Annotated in this window: 16 protein-coding genes; 11 read left to right on the top strand and 5 right to left on the bottom strand. The window is 63.6% G+C overall.

Translation table 11 applies throughout. The annotated features are described in order from the left end of the window. The first annotated feature begins 20 nt into the window (after positions 1-20). The 4 genes from OUZ30_RS02450 (at position 21) to OUZ30_RS02435 (ending at position 2,949) form a co-directional block, all read left to right on the top strand. A complete protein-coding gene (locus OUZ30_RS02450) occupies positions 21-890 on the top strand; it encodes a thiol:disulfide interchange protein DsbA/DsbL (RefSeq protein ID WP_266180581.1) in 870 nt (289 codons plus the stop codon). 49 nt (positions 891-939) lie between these two features. Continuing rightward, complete coding sequence (locus tag OUZ30_RS02445; protein ID WP_266180580.1) at positions 940-1,593, top strand: thiol:disulfide interchange protein DsbA/DsbL; 654 nt, start codon at positions 940-942, stop codon at positions 1,591-1,593. Between the two features lie 115 nt (positions 1,594-1,708). Then, positions 1,709-2,518, top strand: a complete 810-nt coding sequence (locus OUZ30_RS02440) for an endonuclease/exonuclease/phosphatase family protein (protein WP_266180579.1) — start codon at positions 1,709-1,711, stop codon at positions 2,516-2,518. Continuing rightward, positions 2,515-2,949: a hypothetical protein gene (locus tag OUZ30_RS02435; RefSeq protein ID WP_266180578.1), complete on the top strand. Its 435-nt coding sequence runs from the start codon at positions 2,515-2,517 to the stop codon at positions 2,947-2,949. Before OUZ30_RS02440 ends, OUZ30_RS02435 begins: the two co-directional genes overlap by 4 nt. On the opposite strand, the gene OUZ30_RS02430 is transcribed toward OUZ30_RS02435, so the two are convergent. Continuing rightward, a complete protein-coding gene (locus tag OUZ30_RS02430) occupies positions 2,863-4,470 on the bottom strand; it encodes a glycoside hydrolase family 17 protein (protein WP_266180577.1) in 1,608 nt (535 codons plus the stop codon). The two genes, OUZ30_RS02435 and OUZ30_RS02430, sit on opposite strands and share 87 nt — an antisense overlap. Before the next feature lie 256 nt (positions 4,471-4,726). Here OUZ30_RS02430 and OUZ30_RS02425 point away from each other — a divergent pair, with 256 nt between their 5' ends. The 4 genes from OUZ30_RS02425 to OUZ30_RS02410 all read left to right on the top strand — a co-directional run bounded on the left by OUZ30_RS02425 (position 4,727) and on the right by OUZ30_RS02410 (position 12,003). After that, complete coding sequence (locus OUZ30_RS02425) at positions 4,727-6,811, top strand: transglycosylase SLT domain-containing protein (protein WP_266180576.1); 2,085 nt, start codon at positions 4,727-4,729, stop codon at positions 6,809-6,811. A gap of 14 nt (positions 6,812-6,825) precedes the next feature. Further along, positions 6,826-7,770: a complex I NDUFA9 subunit family protein gene (locus OUZ30_RS02420; protein WP_266180575.1), complete on the top strand. Its 945-nt coding sequence runs from the start codon at positions 6,826-6,828 to the stop codon at positions 7,768-7,770. Between the two features lie 849 nt (positions 7,771-8,619). Then, complete coding sequence (locus OUZ30_RS02415; protein ID WP_266180574.1) at positions 8,620-9,849, top strand: multifunctional CCA addition/repair protein; 1,230 nt, start codon at positions 8,620-8,622, stop codon at positions 9,847-9,849. A 246-nt stretch (positions 9,850-10,095) separates the two neighbouring features. Continuing rightward, on the top strand, positions 10,096-12,003 hold the full coding sequence (locus OUZ30_RS02410) for an LTA synthase family protein (protein ID WP_266183078.1): 1,908 nt from the start codon (positions 10,096-10,098) through the stop codon (positions 12,001-12,003). A 59-nt stretch (positions 12,004-12,062) separates the two neighbouring features. Here OUZ30_RS02410 and OUZ30_RS02405 read toward each other — a convergent pair whose 3' ends face one another. Beyond that, the gene (locus OUZ30_RS02405; protein WP_266180573.1) at positions 12,063-13,256 is read right to left on the bottom strand and encodes a class I SAM-dependent methyltransferase; all 1,194 of its coding nucleotides are present in this window, start codon (positions 13,254-13,256) and stop codon (positions 12,063-12,065) included. 111 nt (positions 13,257-13,367) lie between these two features. After that, positions 13,368-15,563, bottom strand: coding sequence for a TonB-dependent receptor (locus OUZ30_RS02400; RefSeq protein WP_266180572.1), 2,196 nt, complete (start codon positions 15,561-15,563; stop codon positions 13,368-13,370). A 209-nt stretch (positions 15,564-15,772) separates the two neighbouring features. On the opposite strand from OUZ30_RS02400, the gene OUZ30_RS02395 reads away from it, so the two are divergent. From OUZ30_RS02395 to OUZ30_RS02385, 3 genes are all read left to right on the top strand, one after another. Then, positions 15,773-16,471, top strand: coding sequence for a hypothetical protein (locus OUZ30_RS02395; RefSeq protein ID WP_266180570.1), 699 nt, complete (start codon positions 15,773-15,775; stop codon positions 16,469-16,471). Between the two features lie 60 nt (positions 16,472-16,531). After that, positions 16,532-17,278, top strand: coding sequence for a pteridine reductase (locus tag OUZ30_RS02390; RefSeq protein WP_266180569.1), 747 nt, complete (start codon positions 16,532-16,534; stop codon positions 17,276-17,278). Between the two features lie 276 nt (positions 17,279-17,554). After that, the gene (locus tag OUZ30_RS02385; RefSeq protein ID WP_266180568.1) at positions 17,555-18,004 is read left to right on the top strand and encodes an H-NS histone family protein; all 450 of its coding nucleotides are present in this window, start codon (positions 17,555-17,557) and stop codon (positions 18,002-18,004) included. A gap of 98 nt (positions 18,005-18,102) precedes the next feature. On the opposite strand, the gene OUZ30_RS02380 is transcribed toward OUZ30_RS02385, so the two are convergent. Beyond that, a complete protein-coding gene (locus OUZ30_RS02380) occupies positions 18,103-19,626 on the bottom strand; it encodes a CehA/McbA family metallohydrolase (RefSeq protein ID WP_266180567.1) in 1,524 nt (507 codons plus the stop codon). A gap of 80 nt (positions 19,627-19,706) precedes the next feature. Beyond that, positions 19,707-22,517 carry a TonB-dependent receptor gene (locus OUZ30_RS02375; protein WP_266180566.1) on the bottom strand — a complete coding sequence of 937 codons (2,811 nt, stop codon included), beginning with the start codon at positions 22,515-22,517 and terminating at the stop codon, positions 19,707-19,709. Between the last annotated feature and the right edge of the window lie 68 nt (positions 22,518-22,585).

The following is a 22,585-nucleotide window of genomic DNA, read 5'->3' as shown; positions in this document are numbered from 1 at the left end:
TGTTTGTACTGAGGACCACCATGCTGAAGCGTCTGTCGTTCCTGTGTATCGCCCTGCTCGCGCTCGCCGCGTGCAGCAACAATAACGACAGCGCCGGCACGGCATCGCAGCCCGCACCTGCTGCCACGGCGCCCGCCGCACAGCCGCCGGCCGCCGCGACCGCCGCTGCGCCAGCCACCACCGGCACGGCTGCACCGGCTGCCGCCAGCACCACCGCCCAGGCGCCAGCGCCCGCACCGGCGGCTCCTGCCGCCGCGCCGTTCGTCGACGACGGCAAGTGGGTGGAGGGCAAGAACTACACCCGCATCGAACCGGCCCAGCCCAAGCTCACCACGACCGACAAAATCGAAGTGGTCGAGGTGTTCTCCTACGGGTGCCCGGCCTGCAACCAGTTCCACCCGACCATGAACAAGCTGGCGGCAGAGCTGCCCGCCGACGCCGTGATGGCTTACCTGCCGGCCTCGTTCATGCCGCAGGAGAACTGGCCGATGCTGCAGCGCGCGTTTCTCACCGCGCAGGCGCTGGGCGTGGCCGACAAGGCCAATGACGCCATGTACGACGCCGTGTGGAAGACCAACGAGCTGAGCGCCATGGCCCCGAGCGGCCGTGGCCTCAAGCCGGCGTCGGCCCTGCCCACCCTCGACGATGCCGCCAAGGTTTACGCCAAGTTCGGCGCCGATCCGAAGGAGTTCATGGCGGTGGCCAACTCGTTCACCATCAACACCAAGGTCAAGCGCTCCGATGAACTGGTGAAGGCGTATGGCGTGGAAGGCACGCCCACCATCGTCGTCGACGGCAAGTACCGCCTGGACCGCGGCACCGCTGGCGGCGACGAGCAGGTGATTGAACTGGTGAAGTGGCTGGTGTCCAAGGAAGTGGCCGGCAAGTAAGCCACCTCCCGAGAAGACACTCCCACAGCCTTTGCCAAGAGAGAGCTCCATGTTCAAGCGTTTTGCCCGTCTACGCGCCGCCGGCCTGCTCGCTGGCCTGTTGCTCGCCAGTGCCTGCACGGCCACCAGCTCCGGCCCCGCCCCGTACACCGACGGCAGCGAGTACATCTCCCTGGCCGCCCCCGCCCACCGCTATAGCAACGAGGGCAAGGTAGAAGTGGTCGAGGTGTTCTCTTACGGCTGCATCCATTGCGCCCATTTCGCCCCGCTGGCCGACCAGATGCGCAAACAGCTGCCGCCGGGCGTGGTGTTCAAGCTGATGCCCGCCGTGTTCAACGATGAGTGGCTGCCCTACGCCCGCGCGTTCTACGCCGCCAAGCAACTGGGCGTGCTGGACCAGACCCACCTGGCACTATTCCAGGCCAAGTTCGGCGAGCACTACCCACTCTCTACCCTGGACGAACTGGCGGACTTCTACGCCAGCCACGGTGTGAAGCGCGACGACTTCATGCGTATCGCCAGCTCCGACGAGGTCACGGCACAAATCCGCAAGGACGCCCAACTGGTGCAGCAGTGGCAGGTGGACGGTACGCCGACCATCGTGGTCGACGGCAAGTACCGCACCGCCAACATCCATAGCCTGGATGAACTGTCGGCGCTGACCCAGTGGCTCGCCAAGCGCGAGCTGGCCGGCGGTAAGTAAGTCCAGAGGGGGCGAGCTGTGGCAGCTTGCCCCCTGTTCACAACCAAACGGGCATGATTGCGCGCCTGACAACGCCACGATGGTGGTTGTCACCCTCTGCGACGACCCTGTCCCGATGAATCGCGCCCCATCCACTCCCCCAGCAGTCCCGGAGCGCCGCCTGCGGCTGCTGAGTTGCAACATCCTGGCCGGCGCCAGCGTGCAGCGCTACAGCGAATACGTCACGCGCAGCATCACGGCCGTGCTGCCCGGTCGCAGCAAACTGGACAATCTCGATCGCCTGGCCGAGGTGCTGCCCCAATTCGACGTGATCGGCCTGCAGGAAGCCGATGCCGGCAGCTTGCGCTCAGGCTTCCTCAACCAGACCCGCTACCTGGCCGAAGCAGCCGGCATGCCGTTCTGGAGCCACCAGCCGAACCGGCCGATGGCGCGCCTGGCGCATTCGGCCAATGGCCTGATCAGCCGGCTCGAACCGACCAGCGTGCTGGACTATCCGCTGCCCAGCCGCATCCCCGGCCGCGGCGCCCTGTTGGCCCGTTTTGGCGAAGGCCCGGATGCGCTGGCGGTGATGATCGCCCACCTCTCACTGAGCGCACCGGCCCGAGCCAAGCAGCTCGCCTTTATCGCCGAGGTGCTGCAGGACTATCCACACGCCGTGCTGATGGGCGATCTCAACACCGACGTGCGCAGTGCCGAGATGAAGCATCTGTTTGCCAAGTGTGGCCTGGTACGCCCGCCGCATGCCCCGGCCACGTTCCCCAGTTGGAAGCCAAGCCGGGCACTCGACCATATCCTCACTTCCGAGGCGATCCAGCTCGACAAGGTCTGGGTGCTACCGCAAGCGTTCTCCGACCACCTCCCGCTGGCGGCCGAAATCCGCTTGCCCGGTAACATCGCCCCACGTACCCATAGACTCCGCCGATGAAGCGAACGCTAAGCCTTGTATTGCCCTGGTTGCTAGTGCTGGCCGCGGGCGGCGTCGCCGCCGCGCTGCGCTATGGGCTGGTCGAATCGACCGAAGTCGCACGCCTGTGCGAAAGCAGCAATGCGCTCACCTGCGATGTGCGGCACTGGACCGTGATGGGTTTCATCACCGGCAATATCTTCAACTGGCCGATCGGCATCTACGGTTGGGTGGCTATGGCTGCCGCCGTGCTCGCGCTCGTGTGGAATCGGCCCATCGCCGCATGGCTTGCTGCCGCGACGGGCTTGTTCGCGTTGGTGCTGTATTGCTTTGTACCGGGCGCACTGGCCTTGTTGATCGGCTCCCTACGCCTGGTGCGCTTGCAGTCGACCGCTACGACGCCACTCGATCCATACCGCGGCGGCGAACGCCAGGTTCAAGCCCAACCATAGCCAGGTAGCGGGATTGAGCCCGACGTCCTGCGCCACCACACCAGCCGCCAGCAGCGGCAGCGCGCAGGACAGGAAGCGCTCTTCCACCGCCGGCACGATAACGTTGCGCCCGGATTCCAGCAGCGCGGCCAGCAGATAGCCCAGCGCCGGCGGCCAGAACAGGCCCAGCGGGAAGTCGCGGTAGCGGCCATCGAATACCAGCAGCAGGCCGTAGAAGGTCAGGCCGAACATCCAGGCGAAGCGCAGCCGGCGATGCGGCGCACTGGGCGGCATCTCGCCCGCCAGCCGCGCAGCGACCCAGCGCGCCAGCCCGATCGCGGTAACCAACGCCAGTACGCACATCAGCAGGGAAAACGCCCAGTCCACGGTACTGCTGGCGGCGAACCAGATCTGCCGGAATTGCCATGCCATGGCGGTGCCGCTGGCAAAACCGGCGACCGCCAGCGCCAGCCAGCCCTTGGCCCCATGCCAGTGGCGACGCCATAGCCCGGCCAGCAGGAACAGCACCAGACTCACGCCACCGGCCGCTAAGCCCAGATACCAACGTGGCTCTTCGACCACCGGGCCCTGCATCGGAAATTTGGGGCGCGCCTGCGCATCGAAGATGCCCCAGTAGCCGCCGACCGTGCCTTCCTGCTCGCGCTTCCACGGCTGATCGAACGCTTCGATGACGTTGTATGGCATGTCCACCGTGCCGGCGTAGCGGAGGAATTCGCGCATATAGCGCGCCTCGTTGACCAGGCTGGCGGCAGCGCCCCGGCGCTGCTTGCCCTGACTGGGCCAGCCGGTCTCGCCGATCATCACGGAGCGGCCCGGAAAGCGGTCCTTCATCCGCGCGTATACCTCGGCGACATGCGCCAGCGCGTCTTTCGGCTCGACCGGCTGGTCTTCCCAATACGGCAGGATATGGATGGTGATGTAGTCCACCGCATCCGCCATCTGCGGATAGTGCAGCCAGAACTCCCACACATCGGCATAGGTCACGGGCACGTGGGTGTCATGGATGCCTTCGCGTACCCGATTCACATAGCCCGCCAGCGCCGTCGACGTCAGCTCGCCACGCAGCAGCACCTCGTTGCCGACGATCACGCCACGCAATACGCCGGGATGCGCCTTCGCGGTGGCGATGCCCATGCTCACTTCGCGCTCGTTCGAGGCCAGGTCGCGGCCCAGCCAGATGCCCATCAGCACCTTCATGCCATAGCGCTCGGCAATTTCGGGCACGGCGTTGAGGCCAAAGCCCTGCGAGTAAGTGCGCACGCAATCGAAGCGCTGCGACAACGCCCGCAGGTCGGCATCGATCTGTTCGGGACTGACATAGGCGTGGAGATCGAGCGGCGTCTCGCCCTGCTTGCGGAACGGCGCATACGATACACAGGCGATGCGCAAGGTCGGCGCCTCGGGCAAGGACACCGGCCGGCCGATCATCCACCACCAGAGTGCGCCGGACAACGCGGCGACAACGAGGACCAGCCACGCAAGCGGTGCTATGCGGGACGACGGCGAGGGCGATGACGACATGCGCTTCCTGTAGATGGGCCGAACACGGCGCCTCGTGGGCGCAGCATTCTAACAGGCGACTCCCGCCGGCATGCTCTGCGCCTGCCTTGGCCGCTAAGGCCTGCGCGGATCCGCCGCCTCCCCACGGCGGTCGTGTTTCACGTCACGCTCAGCGGCCATTGGCCATCCTCCCCGGCCAACCCAGCGCGCCGTGCCCGTGAAAAATCGCGAAGTACACTGCGCCAAGCTCGGCATAAGATCAGCAAAAGGAGTTTTCATGTCCCTCAGCGCAGCTCTGCGGTGCTTCGCCCGGCGCCTGCCCATGGTGATGGCTGGTCTGCTGATGGCCAGCACCGCCATCGCAGCTGACTCCACCGATGCTCAGCGCGCCGCCTTCAGGCAGGCCTATATCGTCGCGCAGCAAGGTGGCGACGGCTGGCGCAGCCTGGCGAGCGAACTGCAAGACTATCCGCTCTACCCCTACCTGGAAGCCGCTGCGCTCACGCACGACATCAGGCAGGTCGATCGCGCACGGGTCGAGGACTTTCTCAAGCGCAATCCCGGTCTGATTCCTGCCAGCGACCTGCGCCGCGACTTTCTGCTCGAACTCGCGCGACGCCTGGATTGGGACAACTATCTCGCGCTCTATCAGCCGGGCATCAACGACACGCTTACCTGCTATGCGCTGCAGGCGCAGCTGGCCAGAGGCACACGACTCGATTTCGATCGCGACATTTCCGCGCTGTGGGCCAAGCCCAAACTACCCGGCGCCTGCGATCCGGTGCTCAATGCCGCGCACGACCAGGGCCTGCTTACGACGGAACGCGTGTGGGCACGCATCGATCGCGCCGCCGACGCGAACCAGGGCGGCACCATCAGTGCGATCGCCGGATGGTTGCCGGCCGAGGACGTCGATGCCGCCCAGCGCATCGCCATGGCCTTGCGCGATCCTGCCGGCGCCGCGACCGCTGCGGCGCAATGGCCGGATACCCCGCGCCATCGCCAGGCGGCCATGCTCGCGCTGGAGCGGCTCGCACGGAAACAATCCATCGCCGCAGACGCCGGCTGGCAGAAACTGCAGAGCCATTTCACGTTCGCCCCAGACCAGCGCGATCGCGTGCTGTACGCCATCGCCCTGTTCCATGCCACCGACTTCGACGCCAGCGCCATCGCGCGCCTGACGGCCCTGCCCACATCCGTACAGACCGATATCAGTCGTGAGTGGCGCGTGCGCGCCGCGCTCGCGCTGCAGGATTGGAACGCCGTACTCGCTGCCATCGATGCCATGCCACCCACGCAACAGCAGGATGGCGAATGGCGCTGGTTCCGCGCGCGCGCACTGAATGAACTCGGCCGTAGCGCGGAGGCGCAACGCCTACTCGCCTTGCTGGCACAGGAGCCGACGTTCTTCGGCTTCCTCGCCGCCGATCGCCTGGATGCTCCTTATGCGATCTGCCAGGCGCAACTCAACGGCGATCCGCAGCGCGAACAGGCACTACTGGCCAACCGAGGGCTGCTGCGCGCGTTCGAGCTATTCGCCGTCGACTTGCCCCGCCTGGCCCGACGCGAGTGGGACCAGGCCTTGAACGGCGCCGATGTGGAGACCGTGAAACTGGCGACCGATCTGGCCTACCGTCGCGGCTGGTACGACCGCGCCGTATTCGGCTTCAACAATGGCGACCTGCTGCGCTACTACGAGCAGCGCTTCCCGCTCGTCAGCCAGGATGGACTGGTGCGTCAGGCCGAGCAAGCCGGTATCGATCCGTCGTGGGCGTACGCCATCCTGCGCGCGGAAAGCGCCTGGATGCCGGATGCGCACTCCGGTGCCGATGCGCGCGGCCTGATGCAACTGCTGCCGAGCACGGCCGTCTTGGTCGCCAAACGCCATGGCCTCGACTGGGCCGGGGACGACTCGCTGTACGACCCCGCCACCAACATCACGCTGGGTACGCGCTATCTCGCGCAAATGGCCCAACGTTTCAATGGCGCACCATGGCTGGCAAGCGCCGCGTATAACGCCGGTCCCGGCAAGGTCGATCAATGGCTCGACGCCCGCGGCACGCTGGCGCCCGATCTGTTCGTCGCCACCATCCCCTACAAGGAAACGCGCGAGTATGTCGCCCGCGTCATGGCGTTCAGCGTGATCTACGACTGGCGCCAGCATGGCAAGGCCGTCGCCCTGAGCGAGCGGCTGACCCCGATTGGCCAGACGTATCGCCTTCCGGACGGCCAAACTCAGCGTAAGCTGGTGACCTGCCCGGCGATCGTGACACCCGCCCCAGTCAACGCTGGGACGGCGACCGCGCCCGCCACCGGTGCGAGCAACGAAGCGCCGGCCCGGACATCGAGCAATACCCATTGAGGCGGAGGTTGGACGTGACCACGAAAGAACAGCGGCTGGTGGTACTTGGTGGCACCGGCTTCGTCGGCAGCCATCTGCTGCCTCGCCTGGCCGCCGACGGTCATCGCATCCTGCTGCTCTCGCGCAATCGGGAACAGCGGCGCGAAATGAGCGTATTGCCCGGCGTGCAGGTTCGCAGCACCGACATTTACGACGGCAATGCCTTGCGGCGGCAGCTGGAAGGCGCCGATGCCGTGATCAATCTGGTCGGCATCCTCAATACGAGCCGCCACCATGATTTCCGCCACGCACATGTCGACCTGACCCAGCGAGTGATTTCCGCCTGCCAGTCTGCCGGCGTAGCGCGCCTGCACCATATGAGCGCGCTCAAGGCGGGCCAGGGCCTGTCGCAATACCTCAAGACCAAGGGTGAAGCCGAGACCCAGGTACGCAACTCATCGCTCGACTGGACCATCTACCAACCCAGCGTGATGTTTGGCGTTGGCGATGGGTTGGTCACCCGCTTCGCCAAACTGCTACGCCAGATGCCCGCGCTGCCGCTGGCACGCGCATCGTCGCGCATGGCCCCCACCTGGGTGGGCGACGTCGCCGAGGCTTTCGCCCGCTGCGTGGCCGACGACAAGCTCGGCCTCGATCGCAGCTTCGAGTTGTACGGACCGGAAGTGCTCACGCTGGAAGAAATCGTGCGCAAGATCCGCGATGCGGCCGGCCTGCACACTCGCATCATTGCGTTGCCCGACAGCCTGGGAAGATTGCAGGCGCAGTTCGCCGAACTGCTACCCGGCAAGCCGTTCTCGCTCGACAACTTCCGTTCGCTACGCACGGATTCCGTGGGCAAGGTGGATGGTTACGCTGCGCTAGGCATCGTGCCGCAACCGTTCTCGCCATGGTTGCCCGTGTTGCTGCAGGCGCCAGCGCGGCAGCGCCGGTTGATGGTGGCGAGGGCGCATCCGCGCTGAGGTTTTTCGCCCTTAACTCCTTCTCCCCGGAGGGGAGAAGGCTGGGATGAGGGGCGGGTGCTCGCCTTTGGCGCGACAATCGAGCGGTGTCGCCAGGTTGCCGCTTACGCAGCGGGCGTTCCGAACCGCTGCCGCGGTCCGGGTCACTTTTCTTTTGCTGGCCCAAAAGAAAAGTAACCCAAAGTAGTGGCCTGAAGAGCTCATAGCATGGCGCGAGATACGAGCCTGACGGGCGTCGCCAGCCGAATTGGTTGCGGCCCATGGCCTATACACCGCGGCTACACCGCAACGCGCCGAGGCGGAGAGAGCTTAAAGCGCGGGTAATGTGGTGGCCATCTGAGCACTCGGATACCGCAAACGACTCGACCGTAGGCCGAGCCTGCTTTAAGTCTTCACCGCCTTGGCGCGTTGCGGTGTAGCCGCTGTGTCTCGCCGTGGGCGACCAGCTATTTGCTTGCGCAAGCCTTCCGGCGCTTCTGTCCCACGGAGTGCTGCCAGCACTTGAGGCCGTTTTCTTTGGGTTACTTTTCTTTTGGGCCAGCAAAAGAAAAGTGACTCGAGCGCCGGCAGGCGATCGAAACGCCCGCTGCGTAAGCGGCAACCTGGCGATAGCGCTCAGTTGTCGCGCTGAGGCAAGCACCCGCCCCTCATCCCAACCTTCTCCCCAAAGGGGAAAAGGAGTAAGAGCGTGCGAGCTGGCGGTCGAAACGCCCGCCCCATTGAGGACGCGCCCTACGGCAGTTCTGCGCGCTTCGCGCTTGTCCAGTTTGGGCTGGGATGGCAGGTTCGCAGGCGTGACAGGCACGTATCCGCCCAGCCACAGACGCGCCTCATGTCAGAATCCCATCCATGCACATCTACCTGGTGGGCGGCGCCGTCCGCGACAAACTCCTCGGCAAACCCCTGGTCGATCGCGACCACGTCGTCGTGGGTGCACGCCCAGAGGACTTGCTGGCCAAAGGCTATCGCCCTGTCGGCAAGGACTTCCCCGTCTTCCTGCACCCGCAAACCGGCGAGGAATATGCGCTGGCGCGGACTGAGCGCAAGACCGGACACGGCTATCACGGCTTTGCCTTTCACGCCGACCCCACGGTGACCTTGGAAGAAGACCTTGCGCGGCGCGACCTCACCATCAATGCAATGGCCGAGGCCGAAGATGGCGCGCTGGTCGATCCATTCAACGGCGCGCGCGACCTTGAGCAGCGACTGCTGCGGCATGTCTCGCAAGCCTTCGTGGAAGATCCGGTGCGACTGCTGCGCGTGGCGCGCTTCGCCGCGCGTTTTGCACCGCTGGGTTTCACCGTGGCGCCCGACACCATGGCCTTGATGCAGCAGATGGTGCGCGACGGTGAAATCGATCACCTCGTGCCTGAACGCGTATGGCAGGAAACGCGCAAGGCGCTCGCCGAAGCGCAGCCTTCGGCGTTTCTGCGTGTGCTGCGCGAGTCGGGTGCGCTGGCCGTGCTGTTCCCCGAGATCGATGCGCTGTATGGCGTGCCGCAGCGCGCGGAGTTCCATCCGGAAATCGATACCGGCGTGCATGTGGAAATGGTGCTGGACATGGCGGCGCGCATCGCGCCCGGCAACGACGTGGTCGGCTTCTGTGCGCTCACCCACGACCTGGGCAAGGCGCTGACGCCGGTGGATGCGCTACCGCGTCATATTGGCCATGAGCATGCCGGTGTAGCGCCACTCCAGCGCCTGGTCGCGCGCCTCAGGGTGCCGACGGAACACGCCACCCTGGCCGAACAGGTCTGTCGCGAGCATCTCAACGCCCATCGAGCGTTCGAATTGAAGCCCGCCACCGTGCTGCGCCTGCTGTCGTCATTGGATGCGCTGCGCCGCCCCGAGCGCCTCGCCCTGTTCCTTGCTGCCTGCGAGGCGGACAAACGCGGCCGGCTGGGGCATGCGGATGACGCCTATCCGTCGGCCACGTACCTGCGGCGGGCGCGCGACGCAGCCGCGGCCGTGAGTTCGGAGCCCTTTATCGCCCAGGGCCTACAGGGTCCCGCCATCGGCGAGGCCCTGACAGCGGCCCGGATCGCGGCCATCGCCAGCCTCCGCCAGGCGGCTAGCTGAACGGGCGGTCAGGGCGAAAGCCCGCGGGAAGGTGGCTTTCCCTAAACTTACGGGCTTAGCCCGCCTGTTATGCTCGTTGGTCCCCTCGCATACATAACTGCGGGTCGCCTGCACCGCCCCCGGTAGCCCGGCGTTTCACTTTCTTGTCCGGAGCTATCCGTGTCGATTGCACCCCAGCAGCCCTCTGCGCTGCGACAGCGTTTCCGCCCCTTGGGCTGGCTGGCCATCAGCTATGCGCTGATCGGCATGCTTACCCGCATCGCCCTGCTGTTCATGGCGGGCGGCGGCGTGCCGCACAACCCGCTCTATTGGACGTATGCGTTCGGCGTCGGCCTGGTCTATGACCTGATCACCTTCGTCTACATCGCCTGGCCCCTGGTGCTGTACCTGTGGCTGATGCCGCCGCGCGCCTACGTGTCGCGCGCCGGCCAGTGGGCGCTCTATCTGCTTGCTGCAGTGCTGCTGTGCTGGCTGATGTTCGTGGGCGCTTCCGAGCTGGTGTTCTGGGGCGAGTTCGGCACGCGCTTCAATTTCATCGCGGTGGACTATCTGGTCTATACCACCGAGGTCATCGGCAATATCCGCGAGTCGTACCCGATTGGCACCTGGCTCGGCCTGCTGGCCCTCGCCACCGTCGTGATCGTGTGGCTCAGCAAGCGCGGATTGCGCGCGAGCGACAGCGGCACGGGCTTCCTGCAGCGCGGCAAGGTGGTGCTGGTGTGGCTGGCGCTCACCGTGGTCACGGCCGTGGCCGTCAAGGGTACTTACAAGGACCATTCCGATAACGCCTACGTCAACGAGCTCGCCGGCAACGGTGTCTATGAATTCGTCGCGGCGTTTCGCAGCAGCCACCTCGACTACTCGCGCTTCTACCTCACGCAGCCGCAGGAGCAGGCGTTCTCTCGTGTTCGCGACCTGATGAAGACGTCTGAGGCGACTTATGTCAGCAACGATCCGCAGGACCTGACCCGTGAGATCCGACATGCCGGGCCGGAGAAACACCTCAACGTGGTGCTGATCAGCGTGGAAAGCCTGTCCGCCGACTTCCTCAAGGAATTCGGCAACAAGAAAGACATCACGCCGAACCTCGATGCGCTGACCAGCCAGAGCATGTTCTTCGACAATCTCTACGCCAACGGCACCCGCACCGTACGTGGCCTGGAGGCGCTGTCGCTGTCGGTGCCGCCGACGCCGGGCGATTCGATCGTAAAGGCGCACAACAACGAGAACCTGTTCTCGGTGGCCAACGTGTTCAACGACCGCGGCTATCAGTCGGACTTTGTCTACGGTGGCTACGGCTACTTCGACAACATGAACTACTTCTTCAGCCACAACGGCTATCACACGGTGGATCGCAACGACATCGCCAAGGGTGAGACGATCCATCACGAAAACGTGTGGGGCGTGGCCGATGAGGATCTGTACACGCTCGCACTGAAGCAGATGGACAGCGCCAACGCAGCCGGCAAGCCATTCTTCCTGCACATCATGACCACCTCGAACCACCGGCCGTTCACCGTGCCGGCGAACCGCGTGCCGCAGAAGGACGGTACGCGCGAGGCTGCCGTCGCCTACACGGATTGGTCCATCGCCGACTTCATCAAGCGCGCGCGCAGCAAGCCCTACTTCGACGACACGGTGTTTGTGATCACGGCGGACCACTGCGCCTCCAGCGCTGGCCGCACCAGCGTGCCGATCAACCGTTACCACATCCCGCTGTGGATCTACGCACCCAAATACATCTCGCCGCAGCGGGTGACGCGCCAGATGTCACAGATCGACATCATGCCGACCGTGCTGGGCATGTTGAATTTCAGCTATCGCAGCCGTTTCTTCGGTGCGGATATCTTCCAGCTCGAGCCGGGTCGTGAACGTGCGTTCCCCGCCACCTATGAAAAACTCGGCTATCTGCGCGGTGAGGCATTGAGCATCCTGAAGCCGCAGCGTCTGTTTGAGCAGGTGCGGCCGAACTTCGACAACGGCGACGCGGTGCCCAGTACGCCGATCGACCAGGGCCAGGTCGATGACGCCGCCGCTTACTACCAGACCGCTGCGTACGCGTTCAAACGTGGCCTGATGCTCAAGCGACCGGAAGACAGCACGCCGGTACAGCCGGCCACTGCCGGCCCCGTGACGCCCGTGGGCATCCAGTAAATCATGCGACGAAGCGGAGGCCACGGCCTCCGCTCTTTTGTGCCGCTGGAACGTCGGCGTTACAGGCGATCGCCTTGATCCGCCTCCAGCAGTTCGGCAGGCAACGGCACGACGTCCATGTTGCGGACGAAGATCATGGCCTGGAACCGTTCGCCCATCTCGTCGGGCAAGGTCAACTTTTTCACTTCCTGAGCGAGGCGATAGCGCGCCTGCTCATCCACAGCAACTTCATAGGCAGCCTCAAAGGCCTCTTGCAGGCCGCTGCCGATAAGAAACGGTGCCTGCGGCATATAGCTGGCCACGCCAAAGCCGGCACCGTTGCCCGCCTCCGCCAGCGCGGTGAAATCCACCGACGCGGTGAGATCGTTCAAGCCCGGCAGGTAAAGCGGATCGTTGTGCGCGCGATGACGGTAGTAGGCCCGCAACGTGCCATCGGTTCGCTCCGGCAGATAAAACTCCCGCCGCACGTAACCGTAGTCGACGAACAGCATCATGCCGGCGCTCAGCGAGCCGGCAATGGCCTGAATCCAGTACGGCAACTGAGGCAGGACTTCCGAACGATAGCCATCGGCGAAGCGGGTCTCCATATCGCGCTCGACATGTCGCACTGCCCCCGACACCAGGGCATCGGCGGGGCGATCCACGCGCATCAGGCGACCCTCGCCATCCAGCGCGACATATTCCTCGTAGACCTCGCCCGCGCGCATCGCGAAGCGCGTGGTGGGCAACGCATCGATCACCTCGTTGGCGAACAACAGGCCGCGCCAGTCCTCTTCCGGCGGGCGATCCAACCATTGCACACGGGCGTACACGTCCGCAGGCAGCACCTGCGCAAGTCGTTCACGCTGACGCTCGCGCAGGTCCGCACTGGGTTCGAGGATCAGATAGCTGCGCGGCAAGGTGCCCTTGGCGGCCATTGACTTGAGCGCGGCTTCGGCGAAGGCGCCGCTGCCGCCGCCGAGTTCCAGGAAGTCCGCGTCATCGCCAAGCAGCTCAAGCACCGGCAGCGCTACGTTGACGACGCAGCGCGCGAACAGCTCACCCAGTTCAGGCGCAGTGATGAAATCACCCGCTTCGCCGAACTTGGTCTTGCCTGCGCTGTAGTAACCCAGGCCCGGCGCGTACAGGCAACGCTCCATGTATTGCGCAAACGGCATCGGACCATGAGCGGCGATCGCTTCGCGCAGGTGCGTAAGCAGGCGGTCGGAATGGGCGCGCTCGTCGGCGCTGGGATCGGGGAGTCGGGAAGACATGCGCATTGCCTGGAGGGAAACGCGCGAAGGATAACGCATGCCCCTTCGCTATCCCGTGAGGACCACGACGGGGATGCGCTAAGCAGGTTTTAGGGCACCTCGAATTTCTCTTTAGAAATCGAAGTCTTTCTGCAAGCTCAGGTACACGCCCCGACGCGGACCAAACTGCGGCGCGCCGACGCCCACGCCGGTGCCATCGCGCAGCTCGTAGGTGCGGTCCAGCGCGTTGAGCACGGCCAGCTGCGTCTTCACCTTGCCGAAGCTGCCGAAGGTGAAGTCATGGGCCACGTTGAGGTTCAACTGAAAGTAGAACGGCAGCGATTCGCCATTGGGAATGCCGTTGGCTCCGGTGCTACGCAGGCCACTACCCAGGATGTAATTGGCGCCGATGCGGGTAGTATCGGTAAACGAATAGGTGATACCGCCCGACGAAGTGAGCTTCTGGTCGTGGTCGAGATGGATCCAGTTGTCGTAGATGTAGGCCAGTTCTTCAGGACTGAAGTTGTACTGGCCCGTGATCACGCGCTTGCCCAAGGCCTGGCCCACGGAGGCGTTGAAGTACGCGGAAATCGGGCCGCTGTCGTAATTGGCGGTGAATTCCACCCCACGGACGCGGCCGAAGTCGTAGTTGAAGTTGGAGTAGATCAGCGCCGTGCCGAACTGGCCTTCGTCCTGCAGGCGACGCACCTGGCGATAGTAGGCATCCATACCCAGGGTCAGCGTGGAACCGACCTGCTGCGACACGCCGATATCGTAGTAATTGGAACGCTCCGACAGCGGCAGGTTGTTGCCGGTGCCGGGCAATTGGTTGGTCGTACCGTTGAAGCGCGCGATATTGCTGTCGTCGATCACCTCGGTGGCCGGCGGCGTGAAGTAGCGCGAATAACCGGCGTGTACGGTGGTGCTGTCGGTGGCCTGATAGACCAGGCCAACACGCGGACTAAGCTGGCTTTCGCTGCGGAACAGCTCGTAGTGGTCACCGCGCACGCCGTAGTTGACGGTCCACTTGTCGCCAATGCTCCATTCGTCCTGCAGATAGGCCGAATAGGTGCGCGCGAGCAGACGCGTGGTGTCGTAGATGGCGACGGGCGTGGTGCTGGACTGCGTGCCGTCCGGGTTGGCGGGAAACACCAGCGAGTTGTTGCTGATATTGCCGCGCTCGAACTCACCGTACAAACCGTAGCGCACCGTATGGCTTTCACCCATCGGCGTGGAAAAATCCGCCTGCAAGGTGTTCGCACGGTTGTTGCGGTCGATGGTGGCGGCCACCCCGTTGAACATCAGGTCGCCGATTTCGTCAGGCGTAAAACCGACCGAGCTGTAGCGCTGCCCCGCCGACACCTGGTAGTCGGTGCGGCCAATCTTGCCCTGCAGCGAGAGCACGCCGAATCGCGTGGTTTCACGCTGGCGCTCGTCGAGCTGGGCCGAGTCAAAATTTACCGTATCCAGGTAGCCGAACTGCGGCGTCTGGTTCGGATTGTTGGGAACCTGGAAGCGATTATTGGTCGCGCCGAACATGAAGCTCAGGCGCGTGTCGTTGTCGATCAGATAGGAAATATCACCGAAACCCTTCACCTGATTGGAATGGTCGTGGATCGGGTTACGGCTGGACGTCGGATTCTCGATACCAACATCGGTCTCCAGGTAATTGGCGGTGACGAACCAACTCCAGCGATCGCTGCTGCCCCATAGCGATGCATTCGGATTCAAGGTGCCAAACGAACCACCGGTGATGCCGACGCTGCCGCCGTTGCCCAGCGCAGGGCCGCTCTTGGTTTCGATATCCACCACGGCGGCGGTGCGCAGGCCGTATTGGGCCGGCAGCGCACCGTCGAGCAGCTTGATGCTCTGGATGGTGCGCGCGTCCAGGGTCTGGCCGAAGCCGGAGATCGATTCGGGGATGATCACGCCGTTGATGCGGTACTGCAGGTTGGCGTGGTCGCCGCGCACATGCAGGCCGCCGAAGGAGTCCTGCACCACGCCCGGTGCCTGCAGCAGCACCTGGTTCAGCGGGGTGGAATCGCCCAGCGGCAATTGCTGGATCGCCTTCTGGTCGATCACGTACTGGCTGCTGCCGGTGTCAGGCGACAAGGCATTGCGCGACTGGTCGAGCGCAGCAGACACGTCCACCGTACCAAGCTGCTTAACCTTGCCCGGCGTCGTTTGCGTACCGCCCGGATCGGCGCCGCCAGAACTGCCACTGGCGATCGCACTGGTGGCATCCGTATTCGGACTGGTTTGGGCGTACGCAGCCGGTACTGCACCCAGCGCGACAGCAAGACTCAAGGCAAGCACAGATCGTTTCATCAGGGTTCCGGGCGGGAATGCAAAGTTATTATTTTGATATGTTATAACATTGCCACTTGAGCCCGGTAGTTGCCTGCCCCAGAAGTCATGCATGGCAACGCAACATCCTGCGTTAAGCCCGGCCCGCCGGGGTCAGCCCGCTTTCACGCCGATTGCCTAGACTGGGGTCACCTTGCGGCAGATGCCGTGACCTGCGAATAGTCGCCGACATGCCTGAGCCCTCCTCCCAGCTTCCGACGGTCATCCAACCCGGCGATCACAGCCGGGTGACCCAGGCGATCCTGGATTTCGTCAGCCAGATTCCCGACAGCAACGTCAGTGGCAGCAAGGACCCGGAAAACGAAGCGCGAAGCCTGGCCAGTCGTGCCGCCCGACGTGCAGCGCTTACTGCTGGCTCATTGGCCTTGCCTCCAGGCCCGCTGGGCTGGCTCACCGTGCTACCCGAGCTCATCGCCATCTGGAAGATTCAGGCGCAGATGGTCAGCGACATTGCGGCGGCGTACGGCCAGCACTCGGTGCTCGGTCGGGAACAAATGCTCTGGTGCCTGTTTCGCCACACCGCTGCACAAGCGTTCCGCGACATGGTGGTGCGCGTGGGCGATCGCGTGCTGTTCCGGCGTATGGGCTACACCGTTGCCGCTCGCGTCGCCAAACGCGTGGGCGTAAAGGTTTCTCAACGCGCGGTCGGCAACGGCATATCGCGCTGGTTGCCGGTGGTGGGTGCCGTTGGCGTGGGCGCCTATGCCTACTACGACACCGGGCAAGTGGCGCGTACCACCATCGCCTTGTTCAGCGCGCCGATCGAAACCGACGACACCACCGCCGCCGATACCGAGCCGGCCACTCCCAAGATCGGTCTCGCCCGGCGCGTGATACACAAGGTGACGCGCCGAACGCCCACGGGATGACGTACCTCGCGCTTTGCGGCAAGCTCGCAGCCTTCCGTCGCGTTATGCAGGAGCCCACGCATGAGTCCACGCCATGAGCGTCCAGTCGCCGTAATCACCGGTGCCGGCAAGCGCGTAGGCGCGGTGATTGCCCGCACACTGCATGCAGCGGGCTTTGACCTGGCCCTGCACTACCGCCGTTCTGCGGCAGAGGCCGAATTGCTCGCCTCGTCGCTCGAGAGTCAACGTCGCGACAGCACTTATCTCGTGCAGGCCGAGCTGGCCGACCTCGATGCATTGCCCGGCATGATCGAACGCGTGTTGACCCGCTTTGGTCGGCTCGATGCCCTGATCAACAACGCCTCCGCGTTCTACCCCACCCCCGTCGGCAGCGCGACGCCCGCACAATGGGACGAGTTGTTCGCCTCCAACGCGCAGGCACCTTTCTTTCTTGCACAGGCAGCGTTGCCGGCATTACGCGAAGCGCGAGGTGCCATCGTCAATCTGGTGGACATCTACGCCGAACGTCCGCTCGCCAAGCATCCGCTCTATTGCATGGCCAAGGCCGCCTTGGCCGCCATGACGCGTTCACTCGCGCTCGACCTTGGCCCTGATATACGCGTGAATGGCGTTGCGCCAGGCGCGGTGATGTGGCCCAGCGATGGCAAGCCTTACGACGATCAGCAAGCCATGCTGGCCCGCACACCTTTGCAACGCGCCGGCTCGCCAGAGGATGTTGCCGGCGCGGTGCTTTGGTTGCTGCGCGACGCAACGTTTGTGACGGGGCAGATCATCCTAGTCGATGGCGGTCGCACGCTTTCGGTGTGAACGCGACATCCCTGACCACCACGCGAGATCCGTGCGCCATCAGTCAAGTCCATGCAGCGGAGTAAGCCATTGCACCTTATTCATGCCTACATTCCCGATGGGTGCGGGCATCAAGCATCAATGGCTGCAGCACACCGTCGTGCTGTTATCGATCATCATTCCTGATCCCCAATGACAAATCCGCTGAAGTCCGATATGACCATCGCATTCGTCATCTACACGTCTCTGCCTCTCATGCCCTAGACTTCAGCCAGAAAATCCAACGAAGGTATCCGCATGGCCATCGATCTCAAGACCTTATCCCCGAAAGAACTTCAGGCGCTCATCGCGAACGCGAATGCGCAAATGCAGGAAGCCCATGCGACGCAAGTCCAGGCGGTCAGGCAGAAAATCGATACATTGCTGGCCAACAGCGGTCTTAGCCTGGACGACGTTTACCCCTCGCGCGGCAAGAAGGCCGCCGGCAAGAAAGGCGGCAAGGGCTCGGTCGCTCCCAAGTACCGCGACCCTTCCGATGCCACACAGACCTGGTCTGGCCGCGGTCGTCAGCCGACCTGGTTTTCGAAGGCGCTCAAGCGCCGTGGCGTGACGGTGGAAAGCCTCCTCATCGATGGCGCCGGGCAGTCACCCTCGCCCGTCAAGAAAGCCAAGGCTGCGAAGAAAGCACCCAGGAAGGTCGCCAAGCGCGCAAGCAAAAAGACCACGGCGAGAAAGACCGCCCGCTAGTCGCAAAGACGTTTCCCGCGCGGCGCAGCGCGGCTGCACACCCGACCATGGGTTCTGGCGTGCAGCCGATCGTGCCATGGCACGGGCTGGCTATTCATTCATCCATTGATATAGACCGGGTTGCCCACCAGAAGCAACTCCCCGCCAGCGCCACGCACGTTGAAACGTAGCCAGTGTCTATGGCCATCGCTATGCCAGTCGAACGACACCGTTTGCATGGCATCGTGGATGGCGAGGTCGCCCCCAGGGTTCGCTACCTTGCCATCAACAAGCATCTCCAGGTGGGCACCGACCAAGGCACCAACGTTGACGGTCACCTGCACCGTGCTACCACTCGGCGCTGCCAACGCATCTCCCATCTCCGCCTTGCGATCATCAACCTGGGCGACCACATCGAGCAGGCGATCGCGACTTCCCTGCACATCAATGAACACGTGACCGGCGCGAATAGCCGCGAGAATGGCCTCCATCGACAGCTCGCTGGCATGCACCGCGGTCGTGGGTGTTCCAATCAAGCCGCCTCCCGTCAACGCCAATGAGCGCTTTGCATCATGGTTGTCGCTACCGCCAATGGCAGTGACGCGATAACCCTGGTTGAGCAGGTCTTGCCAGAACGGGATGCCAGAATCCGGCAGCATGGCGTCGACGCCGTTGACCGCCTCGATGGCCTGCACCATTCGCAGGTCAACCGGCCCCGTGGGTGTCCAGCCGCATCCCATGCAGGTTTCGTCGTTCGGGTGGATCGGATGATTAATCGACAGCAATCCGTGCATGCTGGCTACCTGACGCAGTAAAGCATTCCAGTCAGGAACCGAAGCGCTTCCGACGCGGAAATCGACCGGTTCGGTGGTGCCGAACAGGTTCGCGTGACCCTGGAACGTGGTCACCTCGCGCGCGGGAATCATCAGAAGGCGGTCAAAGTACCCCTGCAACTCACGGATATCGTTCATCTGCGATACCGTGTTGTGGTCGCTCAGGGCAATGAAGTCCAGGCCGCGATCAACCGCTCGCTGCGCCGTAAAAAACAGCGGACACGGTACCCGTTGCGCACCGCTCTGGCTGGCGCAGCTTCCATCGCTGTGCGCACCGTGCATATGCAAATCGCCCCGATACCACCCAGCCTCATGTCGGAGCGGGGGGTTCAGTACGGCAGGCATCCATGCGGGATCGCCGGGATGACCGAACCAGATCTTGGCCGTGTAGTCGGCACGGGACGTCGGACGGATATTGGGAATCCCAAGCAGCAATGCCCAACGTCCCGCGCGAACAGGACCAGGATGGAATGACGGCGTCGCATCGGTGGCACTGACCGTAAAGAGCTGTTTGCTGCCACCACTCCACCCTCGAAAGCCATCCGCTGCACCAAAGCCGCCCGGCCCCAACAGGCCGAGGTCCACCGTGGTGTGGTCCGCGCGGCCGGTGTAGTCGAACTGCACAGTGACGCGGTTCACCCCAGCGGGCACAACGAACGGCACTTCCCGATAGGTGTGATTGTCGTTGCCCTGGAGGTGGCCATGAAGCACGAGATCCGGTGCGGGCTCGGCCGCACGCGCCGGAAGCCACATCGCCAAGCTCAGGGCGAATCCCAGGAGACACCAGCAACGACGTAATTGTTCACCCATGATGCAACCCTCAACGGGGAATCCCCTGCCATCCCGTACACCATCCGCAAACGCGGTGCACGGGACGGCGCGCGATATCATCAGAACCGATACATCACGGATGCGCGGAACGAACGGCCCAATAGCGGACGAGCGATAAACACACCTTTGCCCGCGTCGCTGCTGGCCAACTCGCCTGCGCGCGGATTGCCTTCGGTCAGGCCCAGGGAGTTGTTGAGATTGTCGGCATACAAGAAGAACGACAACTCCGGCGTGGCCTGATAGCGGGCGCTGAAACCGATCGTGTGGTATTGCGGCAGGATCACCGAGTTGGCGGTATCGACATAGCGCTTGCCCTCGTACTCGTAGGTCATCTGCAAGCGCAGCGCGTTGCCCAGCAAGTTGAAGCCCGGCACGACGCGGAAGCTGTTCTTCGGCACGCGAATCAGCTGATTGTCATCGTAGTCGAGCAAGACCGGCGCACCGGCGACTACCGTCGTATAGCTCAGGCCCTTGTACTTGGGGTCCTGCAGCGTCGCGGTGTACTGCACGTCGAACAGCTGCGACGGGTAGAACGTGCCCTCGAGCTCCAAGCCATAGGTCTCGGTATTGGCATAGCCCGTTTCCGGCGTCGACACACCCGTATTGGCATTGAACACGTAGTTGCTGAACGAGACATTGTTGTACTTCGTGTAGAACAACGTCGCGTAGGCATCGAGGTAGCGATCGCTGTACTTGTAGCCGATCTCGGGCAGCACCATGGTCTGCGTGATCGGCGTCGCGGTGGGTGTGGTGATGTACGAACTCAGGTTCGGCAAGCGAAACGTCGACGTGTATCGCGCGAACACGCCCTGGCGGTCGCTGAACTGATAGTTGGCGCCGAGCGTCCAGCCGAGTTTGTTGAAACTGTGGTCGTAGTCCACGAATTGGCCGCTGCCGGTGATGATCTGCGAGCTTGCCGGCGTGCCCAGGTTGACCGTCTTCGGCAACTCGGTCCAACCCGCGGTATTGACCTTCTCCCAGCGCGCGCCGCCGTCGATGCGCAACTTGTCGGTGACCTGCCACTCATCCGAGACGTAGAACGCATTCGTCGTGGACGTGCCCTTGGCGTGCGCCCACTCATAACCGTAGTTGTAGATGCCGTTGTTGGTCAGCGTGCCCAAGGGATTGCCCGCCGCATCCAGGGCGACGAGGTTCAGCAGACGCGCATTATTGGTCGCGTCCAGCAGCGCCGTGGAGGAGTAGCGATCGAAGCTCTGGTTGAAGCGCGCGTAGTAATAACCGAACGAAACATCGTGAACCTGATCACCGAACTCGAACTTGCGCATCAGGCGCGTATCGCTGGTGAACTCGTTCATGGGCATCGTGATGCCGCGCAGGCCGCCGATGACGACCAGACCGTTGCCGTTCTGGTTGGCGTTGTTGAACACCTGATTCGGCGCATTGACGTATTGCAGCTGCATGCCGCTGGCGGTCGGATAGTACTGGGCCAACCTTGCCTTCGCCGAGGCCAGGAAGGCCGTCGCCGTCTCCACCGCATTCGGATACACACCGTTGCGCTGGGTGTCGGTATCGCTGTAGCGAAGGTTCTCGGCGAGCTTCCAGTCGTCACCCAGGTTGTAGTCGAATTTCACCGTGAATTGCGTGCGCTTGACGTCCGTGCCCAGGCTATTGTCGAAGTTGTACGAGCTGCCGTCGCCTTGCAGCATCGTGACGTGTCGCGTATCGGGACCGGCCAGGGTGCCGTAGTTGCCGTTGAAGCCCGGCACGGCAACGATATTGCCGCTGGTGTTGCGATACATGGGGATGCCGAGATCCAGCGCCACCTTGTCGTCCATATGCTTCACGTCGAAACTGATGTCGCCGTTTTCGAACGTACGCGACAGTGTCGCGCGCAGCTGGCCGCCCTGGTCATTGGTAAACCCCGGGCTGCGGATGCCGTTGTCGATCCGGTAGAAGCCGCCGGCACTCAGTTTCCAGCCGTTGCCGATCGGCGTCCCATACCAGAAGTCCAGGCGATTCAAGCTGTAGTTGCCGACGGTGTACTTGACCAGGCCCTCCGCCGTATCGCCGACCTGACGCGGAATGAAGTTGATCGCGCCGGCCGGTGCATTGGAATAGAAGATCGAGGACGGACCGCCGCGGACGACCTCAATACGGTCGATGGTTTCATCAAGGCGAAACACCTGGTCGGCGTTCAGATAACCCAACGCAGGGTCGTGCTGCACCGGGATGCCGTCCTCAAGCAGATTCACCGAGCCATACCCGTCCACCGGGATGCCGCGCGCACGAATGTTGCCGCTCGCTTCGCCGCCTGACGATTCGACCCAGAACCCCGGCACGGACTTCATTGCCTCGGTCACGCTGGTGGGGGCCTGCATGCGCAGTCGGTCTTCATCGATCGTCGTGATCGAATAGCTCGTTTGCGCCTTCGTGCGCACATCCACACCGGATCGTCCGGTGACGACGACCTGCGCGAGGTCTTTGGCGCTTTTTCCATCATTGGAAACAGGCGGATTGCTTGCGCCTGGATCGGTTGCCTTGTTATCGGCCATCGTCGCCGCAGCGGCGGCCGGCTTGCCCGCATTGGCTGATACGTTTCCCGGGACGATCGTGACCGTGTTCGGCGTGATGAAGCGATAGGTAAGCCCGGTACCAGCCAGCAATTGACGCAACTGCTGCTCGGCGGGCAAGCCAGCGTCGGCGCCTGGGCTGCGTATGCTGTCGGCTATCTCCGCGCCATAAACAATCTGCATGCCCGCTTCGCGGGAAAAGCGGTCCAGCGCCTGAGAAAGCGGCATGGCCGCAATGGCCGAAGTGTGCGGTACTGCCGCGGGTGCATCGGCGAATGCCACCCACGGGATACTGCCCGCGAGGACGAAGGCGATGTGAAGAGCAAGACGATTGCGCATGTCGGTGGTGGCCTTGATGGGTTAGACGTCATGGCAAGCACCGACGCTTGATGCGCCGCGTGCTGGCC

Origin of the sequence: Dyella humicola (assembly GCF_026283945.1) — a bacterium.
GTDB lineage: Bacteria > Pseudomonadota > Gammaproteobacteria > Xanthomonadales > Rhodanobacteraceae > Dyella > Dyella humicola.
The sequence above is the reverse complement of the archived record's forward strand: the minus strand, read 5'-3'. Positions and strand labels throughout refer to the sequence as shown.